Below are 8,976 nucleotides of genomic sequence, written 5' to 3' on the forward strand. Positions count from 1 at the left end.
CCGCGCCGAGGACCTCGGTCTGGAGAACCCGGGACACCCACTGCTCGGCGCGGCCGTCACCCTGCCGGCCACCGGTGGCGTGGTCCTGACCGGGCGACTGTCATTGGCCGCACAGCCCTGGCTGGCCGATCACGTGGTGGCCGGGCAGGTCGTCGTCCCCGGCGCCGCGCTGGTCGAGATGGCCGTGCGCGCGGGCGACGAGGCCGGCTGCACCCGGGTCGAGGAGCTGGTCATCGAGGCGCCGCTGGTCCTCCCGGCGCAGGGTGGCGTCCGGGTCCAGGTGACGGTGGACGGTCCCGACGAGTCCGGTCGCCGGGAGCTCGGTGTCTATGCCCAGGCCGAGGAGGCCGCGCCCGACGGGGAGTGGACCCGGCATGCGTCGGGCACGCTGTCGGTCGCCACGGCGTCGGCCGACAGCCTGCCGGCCGAGTGGCCCCCGGCAGGCGCCGAGGCGGTGGATCTCGAAGGGTTCTACCCGGCGCTGGCCGCCAGCGGCCTCGCCTACGGACCGGCGTTCCAGGGGATGCGGGCGGCCTGGCGGCGCGGCGAGGAGCTGTTCGCCGAGGTCGCGCTGCCGGACGGCGTGAGCGCCGCCGACTTCGGGCTGCACCCCGCCCTGCTGGACGCCGCCCTGCACGTGATCGTGGGCACGGGCGAGCGCCGGGACCGGCTTGAGGTCCCGTTCTCCTGGGGGAACGTCGACCTGCATGCCACCGGCGCCGCCCTGGCCCGGGTCCGGGTGACCCCGGAGCTGACCGGTGAGGGCGTGTCGCTGACCCTGGCCGACGCGACGGGCGCGTTGATCGCCTCGGTCGGTTCGCTGGTCCTGCGGCCCTTCGCGGGCGCCGCGGCACCCGCGAGCGACGGCCTGTTCGGCGTGGAGTGGGTCCCGGCTGCCCTGGACGGCGCCGCGACGGAGGGCGGCCGGTGGGCCGTCCTCGGGACCATGGAACTGCCGGGCGCGGAGTCGTTCCCGGATCTGGCGGCGCTGGTGGCGTCGGCGGAGCCGGCCCCCGAGGTCGTGGCGGTGCGGGTCGTGCCGGAGCCGGGTGACGTCCCGGCCGGGGCTCGTCGTGCAGCCGCCGACGTGCTGGGTCTGGTGCAGGAGTGGCTGGCGGCGGAGTCCCTGTCCGCGTCCCGTCTGCTGGTGGTGACCGAGCGGGCCGTCGACGCCGGTCCGGAGGCGCCGACGGAGGTCGCGGCCGCTCCGGTGTGGGGTCTGGTCCGGGTGGCGCAGGCGGAGAATCCGGGCCGGATCGTCCTCGCCGATGTCGAGGACGCCTCCATGGAGGTGCTGCGCCAGGGTGTGGCCTCCGGTGAGCCGCAGTTCGCGGTGCGGGCCGGCCAGCTGCGGGTGCCCCGGCTGGCGCGCGTCGCGGAGGGGTTGCCGGTCCCGGCGGAGCGGGTGTGGAGCCTGGGCTTCCACGAGCGCGGCACGCTGGAGAACCTCACCCTGCTGGGTGGCGAGGAAGCGGGTGCGCTCGACGCCGGTCAGGTGCGGGTCGCCCTGCGTGCGGCGGGCGTGAACTTCCGCGATGTGCTCAACGTGCTGGACATGTACCCGGGTGACGCGGGCCGGCTGGGCCTGGAGGGCGCCGGTGTCGTGCTGGAGGTCGGTCCGGGCGTGACCGGGCTCCGGCCGGGCGATGCGGTGATGGGCCTGTTCACGGGCGCGTTCACCACCGAGGCGGTGACCGACCAGCGGCTGCTGGCCCCGGTGCCGTCCGGATGGACGATGGCGGAGGCGGCCGGTGCGCCGCTGGTGTTCCTGACCGCCTGGTACGCGCTGGTGGAGCTGGCCGGCCTGCGGCGGGGCGAGCGGGTGCTGGTCCACGCCGCCGCCGGTGGCGTGGGCATCGCGGCGGTGCAACTGGCCCGGCAGCTGGGGGCGGAGGTGTTCGCGACCGCGTCGCCCGCCAAGTGGGCGGCGGTGCGCGGACTGGGTGTCGGTGCGTCGCACATCGCGTCGTCCCGCACGACCGACTTCGAGGAGACCTTCCGGACCGCGTCCGCCGGCCACGGGGTGGACGTGGTGCTGGACTCCCTGGCCGGGGAGTTCGTGGACGCGTCGCTCCGGCTGACCCGCGCGGGCGGCCGGTTCGTCGAGATGGGCAAGACCGACATCCGGGACCCGGAGCAGGTGCGCCGCGACCACGGGGTCGCCTACCGGGCGTTCGACCTGCTGGACCTGGACCCGGACGTGCTCGGCCGGATGCTGCGGTCGCTGACCCTGCTGTTCGAGGAGGGCGCCCTGCGGCCGCTGCCGGTGGCCTGCTGGGACGCACGCCGCGCGGTGGACGCCTTCCGGTTCCTGAGCCAGGCGCGGCACATCGGCAAGGTCGTCCTGACGCTGCCCGCGACGGCCGCCGGGGCGGGCACGGTCCTGGTGACCGGCGCGTCCGGTGCGCTGGGCGGTCTGGTGGCCCGGCACCTCGCCGAGAGCGGGCGGGCCGAGCACCTGGTGCTGGTCTCGCGTCGTGGCATCGAGGCCGCCGGGATGCCGGAGCTGGTCGCCGACCTGGAGGCGCTGGGCGCCGAGGTCACGGTGGCGGCCTGCGACGTGGCCGACCGCGACGAGCTCGCGGCCGTCCTGGCGGGCGTGCCGCTGACGGGCGTCGTGCACGCCGCCGGGATCGTCGACGACGGGATCGCGGCCTCGTTGAGCCCGGAGCGGGTGGCGGCGGTGATGCGGCCGAAGGCCGACGCGGCCTGGCACCTGCACGAGCTGACCCGCGGCCTCGACCTGGACATGTTCGTCCTGTTCTCCTCGATCGCCGGCGTCTGGGGCAACCCGGGCCAGGCCAACTACGCGGCCGGGAACACCTTCCTGGACGCGCTGGCGGCCTCCCGCCGCCGGGCCGGTCTGCCCGCCGCGTCCCTGGTGTGGGGGCCGTGGGAACACGGCATGACCGCCAAGCTCGACCGGGCCGACTGGCAGCGGATGTCCCGCCAGGGGCTGAAGCCGCTGCCCGCGGCCGACGGTCTCGCCATGCTGGACACGGCGGCCCGCGCCGCCGACGCCCTGACGGTGACGGCCAAGCTGGACCTCGCCGCCCTGCGCCGCTCGGGCGAGGTGCCGCCCTTCCTGTCCGGTCTGGTCCGAACCGGGCATGCGGGCCCGCCCGCCCGGCGCACGGCCGGCGGACCGGCCGCCGACGGCCGGAACGCACTGAGCACCAGGCTCCTGGCGCTCGACCCCGCCGCGCGGACCGCCGCCGTCCTCGACGTGATCGCGGCGCAGGCCGCCCTGGTGCTGGGCATGGCCGGACCGGAGAGCATCGAGGCCGGCCGAGCCTTCCGCGAGACCGGCTTCGACTCGCTGACCTCCGTGGAACTGCGCAACCGGCTGAACTCGGCGACGGGCCTGCGCCTGTCGGCGACGACGGTCTTCGACTACCCGACGCCGGCGGCACTGGCCGGGTTCATGCTGGGCGAGCTGGTCGGCGCGGCCGAGCCCGGCCCGGCGGGGGCCGCGCCCGCGGTCACGGCCGGCGTGCCCGCCGACGAGGACCCGGTGGTCATCGTCGGCATGGGATGCCGGTTCCCCGGCGGAGTGTCGTCCCCCACCGAGTTCTGGGAGCTGCTGGAGGCGCGCCGCGACGCGATCGGTCCGTTCCCGACGGACCGCGGCTGGGCGCCGGACGTCCACGATCCGGACCCGGAGGCGGTCGGCAAGAGCCTGTCCGGCGAGGGCGGATTCCTTTACGACGCCGGGGAGTTCGACGCCGGGTTCTTCGGGATCAGCCCGCGCGAGGCGATCGCGATGGACCCGCAGCAGCGACTGCTGCTGGAGACGTCGTGGGAGGCGCTGGAGGACGCCGGGATCGACCCGAACACACTACGCGGCTCCGCGACCGGTGTCTTCGCCGGCCTGATCTACCACGACTACCTGCCGTTCGGCGCGGTGTCCGAGAACGTCGAGGGCTATGCCGGCACCGGCGGCTCGGGCGGGGTCGCCTCCGGGCGGGTGGCGTACGCGCTGGGGCTGGAGGGCCCGGCGGTGACGGTGGACACGGCGTGTTCGTCGTCGCTGGTGGCGCTGCACCTGGCCTGCCAGTCGCTGCGCTCGGGCGAGAGCACGCTGGCCTTCGCCGGCGGCGTCAACGTGATGTCGACGCCCGGCACCTTCATCGACTTCACCCGGCAGGGCGGTCTGGCCGCTGACGGGCGCTGCAAGGCGTTCGCGGAGTCCGCGGACGGCACCGGGTGGGGCGAGGGCGTCGGCGTCCTGGTGCTGGAGCGGCTGTCGGACGCACGCCGTAACGGTCACAAGGTGCTCGCGGTGGTGGCCGGTACGGCGGTCAACCAGGACGGCGCGTCCAACGGTCTGACGGCACCGAACGGGCCGTCGCAGCAGCGGGTGATCCGGGCCGCGCTGGCCGGCGCCGGGTTGTCCGCGGCCGACGTGGACGTGGTCGAGGCCCATGGCACCGGCACGCGGTTGGGTGACCCGATCGAGGCACAGGCGCTGCTGGCGACCTACGGCCAGGGGCGACCGGAGGACCGGCCGCTGCTCCTGGGGTCCGTGAAGTCGAACATCGGGCACGCGCAGGCGGCCGCCGGCGTGGCGGGTGTCATCAAGATGGTCGCGGCGATGCAGCGCGGTGTGGTGCCGGCGACCCTGCATGTGGACGCGCCGTCCTCGCACGTGGACTGGGAATCGGGCGCGGTCCGGCTGGTCACCGAGGCGCGGCCGTGGCCGGATGCCGGGCATCCCCGGCGCGCGGGCGTGTCCTCGTTCGGGTTCTCCGGGACCAACGCGCACGTGATCATCGAGCAGGCACCGGTGCAGGACGCTCCGGTCGCCCGTTCCGGTGGTGTTGGCCTGCCGGTGGTGCCGTGGTCCCTCTCGGGGCGGTCGGCGGAGGGTCTTGCCGGTCAGGCGGAGCGGTTGGCGGCGTTCGTTGAGCGTGCTGATGCTGATGCTGATGTCCTGGACGTGGGTTGGTCGTTGGCGGTGTCGCGGGCGGCGCTGGAGCAGCGGGCGGTGGTGCTGGGCTCGGACCGCGAGGAGCTGCTGGCCGGTCTTGCGGCACTGGCCGAGGGCCGTGAGGTTCCGGGTGTGGTGACCGGGTCCGTGGGCGGTGCGGGCAAGGTCGGGTTCGTGTTCACCGGCCAGGGTGCGCAGCGCGTCGGCATGGGGCAGGGGCTCTACCAGGCGTTCCCGGTGTTCGCCGCCGCCTTCGACGCGGTGTGCGCGGGTCTGGCCGAGCACCTGGACGGTTCCCTCGCCGCCGTCATCCGGGGTGAGGGCCCGATCGACGAGACGGGGTGGGCGCAGCCCGCACTGTTCGCCGTTGAGGTGGCCCTTCACCGCCTGCTGGAGTCGTGGGGTGTGAGTCCGCAGGTGGTGGCCGGTCATTCGATCGGTGAGCTGGCGGCGGCGCATGTGGCGGGGGTGTGGTCGCTGGAGGACGCCTGTGCGGTGGTGGCCGCGCGTGGCCGGCTGATGCAGCAACTTCCCTCCGGCGGTGCCATGGTGGCCGTCGAGGCGACCGAGAGCGAGGTCCTCGAAGCGATCGCGGGCCGGACTGGTGTCGGTATCGCCGCGGTGAACGGACCTCGCGCGGTGGTGATCTCGGGCGTCGAGGACGAAGTGCTGCAGGCCGCCGAACAATTGGCCGCATCCGGCGCACGTACGAAGCGCCTTCAGGTCTCGCACGCGTTCCACTCGCCGCTGATGGAGCCGATGCTGGAGGAGTTCGCCCGCGTCGTCGCCGCCGTCAGCTACCGCGTGCCCAAGCTGGCGATGGTTTCCGCCCTGACCGGTCTCCCGGTGATGGACGAGGTCACGGACCCGGCCTACTGGGTGAAGCACGTCCGCGAGGCGGTCCGCTTCCACGACGCCGCGCAGTCCCTGCGTGCGGCCGGTGTGCGGACGTTCGTGGAGATCGGGCCCGACGGTGTGCTGTCCGGCATGGGCCCGCAGACCCGGATCGACACCGAGGGCGAGGCAGCCGCCGAGGTCTGGCTCCCGCTGCTGCGCCGGGGCCGTGACGAACCCCGCGCTCTGCTCACCGCCCTCGCGAAGCTCTTCGTGCGCGGTCTGGCGGTCGCGTGGGGCGAGGTCTTCGCGGGCACCGGCGCCCAGCGGATCGACCTGCCCACCTATGCCTTCCAGCGTCAGCGTCACTGGCTGCCGGCCGCTGCCGCCCCGGTGGACGCGGCCGGGCTGGGCCAGTCACCGGCGCGTCATCCGCTGCTGGGTGCGGCGGTGACCCTGCCGGCCAGTGGGGGTCTCGTGCTGACCGGGCGGCTGTCGCTGGCCGGACAACCGTGGCTGGCCGATCACGTGGTCGCCGGGCAGGTGGTCCTGCCGGGGACGGCGCTGGTCGAGATGGCCGTGCGGGCCGGAGACGAGACCGGGTGCGGGCGGGTCGAGGAACTGGTGATCGAGGCGCCGTTGGTGCTGCCCTCCCAAGGGGCGGTCCGGGTGCAGGTCACGGTGGACGAGGCGGACGAGTCCGGCCGCCGTGCCGTGGCCGTCTACGCCCAGGCCGAGGACGCGGCGTTCGGGGAGGAGTGGACCCGTCATGCGTCGGGAACGCTGACGCCGGTCGCGCCGGAGGCGGGGGAGGCGCTGACCGAGTGGCCGCCGGCGGGTGCCGAGGCGGTGGACCTCGAAGGCTTCTACCCGGCCCTGGTCGACAGCGGTCTCGCCTACGGTCCGGTGTTCCAGGGGGTGCGTGCGGCGTGGCGGCGCGGCGAGGAGCTGTTCGCCGAGGTCGCGCTGCCGGACGGTGTCAGCGCGTCCGGGTTCGGGCTGCACCCCGCGTTGCTGGACGCCTCCCTCCACGTGATCGTGGGCACGGGCGAGCGCCTGGCGCGGCCGGAAGTGCCGTTCGCCTGGGGCGATGTGGTCGTCCATGCCGCGGATGCGGCGGCTGCCCGGGTGCGGGTCACGCCTTCGGGTGAGGGCGTGTCGCTGACCCTCGCCGATGCCACGGGTGCGTTGATCGCCTCGGTGGGTTCAGTGGTCCTGCGCCCCTTTGCAGCGGTGGCGGCGCCGGCCCATGGTGACCTGTTCGGTGTGGAGTGGGTTCCGGCTGCTCTGGACGGCGCCGCGACGGAGGGTGGTCGGTGGGCTGTCCTCGGGACGGCGGAGCTGGCGGGTGCGGAGCCGTTCCCGGATCTGGCCGCGCTGGTGGCGTCGGCGGAGGTCGTGCCCGAGGTGGTGGTGGTGCGGGTTGTGCCGGACGCCATGGACGAGGTCCCGGCTGCGGCCGGTCGCACAACCGCTGACGTGCTGGGTCTGGTGCAGGAGTGGTTGGCGGCGGAGTCCCTGGCCGGGTCCCGTCTGCTGGTGGTGACCGAGCGGGCCGTCGACGCCGGTCCCGAGGCACAGACGGAGGTCGCGGCGGCTCCGGTGTGGGGTCTGGTCCGGGTGGCGCAGGCGGAGAACCCGGACCGGATCGTTCTCGCCGACGTCGACGAGATGTCCGCAGAGTGGTTGCGCCTGGGTGTGGCCTCGGGTGAGCCGCAGTTCGCGGTGCGGGCCGGCCAGGTGCGTGTACCCAGGCTGGTGCGGGTGCCGTCGACGCCTGCCGCCGACTCGGGTGGTCGTCCGGGCACGGTGCTGATCACCGGTGCGTCCGGTGTGTTGGGTGGTCTGGTGGCCCGCCGTCTCGCGGAGAGCGGGCATGCCGAGCACCTGGTCCTGCTGTCGCGTCGGGGCATCGAGGCCGGCGGGATGCCGGAGCTGGTGGCCGATCTGAAGGGGCTGGGTGTCGAGGTCACGGTCGCGGCCTGTGACGTGGCCGATCGCGAGGAACTCGCCGACGTCCTGGCGGGTGTGCCGCTGACGGGTGTCGTCCACGCGGCCGGGATCGTCGACGACGGGCTCGTCGCCTCGCTGACCCCGGAGCGGTTGGCGGCGGTGATGCGGCCGAAGGTCGACGCGGCGTGGCACCTGCACGAGCTGACCCGCCACCTGGACCTGGACATGTTCGTCCTGTTCTCCTCGGTGGCCGGCGTCTGGGGCAATCCGGGGCAGGCGAACTACGCGGCGGGGAACACGTTCCTGGACGCGCTGGCCGCTCACCGGCGGCACGAGGGCCTGGCCGCGGTGTCGCTGGCCTGGGGCCCGTGGGAGGACGGCATGGCCGGCGGTCTCACCGACGCCGACTGGCGCCGGCTGTCCCGCCAGGGGCTGAGGCCGCTGCCCGCGGCCGACGGGCTCGGCATGCTCGACGCGGCCGCCCGCGCCGCCGCGCCGCTCGTGGTGACGGCCAGGCTGGACCTGGCCGCCCTGCGGAACTCCGGCGAGGTGCCGCCGCTGCTGACCGGTCTGGTCCGCGCCGGGCACCAGGGCTCCCGCACCCGCCGCTCGGCGGGCCGGGCCGCCGTCGGCGCCCAGAACGCCCTGGCCGCGCGGCTGGCCGGGCTGGGGCCGGACGAGCAGCGAGAGGTGGTGCGGGAGCTGGTGCTGTCGCAGGCCGCTCTGGTGCTGGGGATGGCCGGACCGGCCGGCCTGGACGCCGAACGTTCCTTCCGGGACGTCGGGTTCGACTCGCTCACCGCCGTCGAACTGCGCAGCCGACTGGGCAATGTGACGGGCCTGCGGCTCTCGGCGACGATCGTGTTCGACTACCCGACACCGGCGGCCCTGGTCGGCCACCTGGTGGGCGAGCTGGTCGGTGGGGCCGATCCCGTGTCGGCGGGCTCCGCACGGTCCGTGGTCCGACGCGCGTCGGCCGAGGACGACCGCGTGGTGATCGTCGGGATGGCGTGCCGGTTCCCGGGCGGGGTGTCGTCCCCTACCGAGTTCTGGGAGCTGCTGGAGGCGCGCGGGGACGCGATCGGCCTCTTCCCGACGGACCGCGGCTGGCCCGGCGACGTGGTCGATCCGGATCCGGACGCGGTGGGCAAGAGCGTGTCCGGTGAGGGCGGGTTCCTCTACGACGCGGGGGAGTTCGACGCGGAGTTCTTCGGGATCAGTCCGCGTGAGGCGGTGGCGACGGATCCGCAGCAGCGGTT

Annotated in this window: 1 protein-coding gene; it reads left to right on the forward strand. The window is 74.7% G+C overall.

Annotated features, from left to right (window positions below):
• Positions 1-8,976, forward strand: an 8,976-nt coding sequence (locus ABZ497_RS36040; protein WP_359812188.1) for an SDR family NAD(P)-dependent oxidoreductase, incomplete at both ends; no start/stop codon positions are given.

Origin of the sequence: Kitasatospora sp. NPDC005751 (assembly GCF_040630835.1) — a bacterium.
Taxonomy (GTDB): domain Bacteria; phylum Actinomycetota; class Actinomycetes; order Streptomycetales; family Streptomycetaceae; genus Kitasatospora.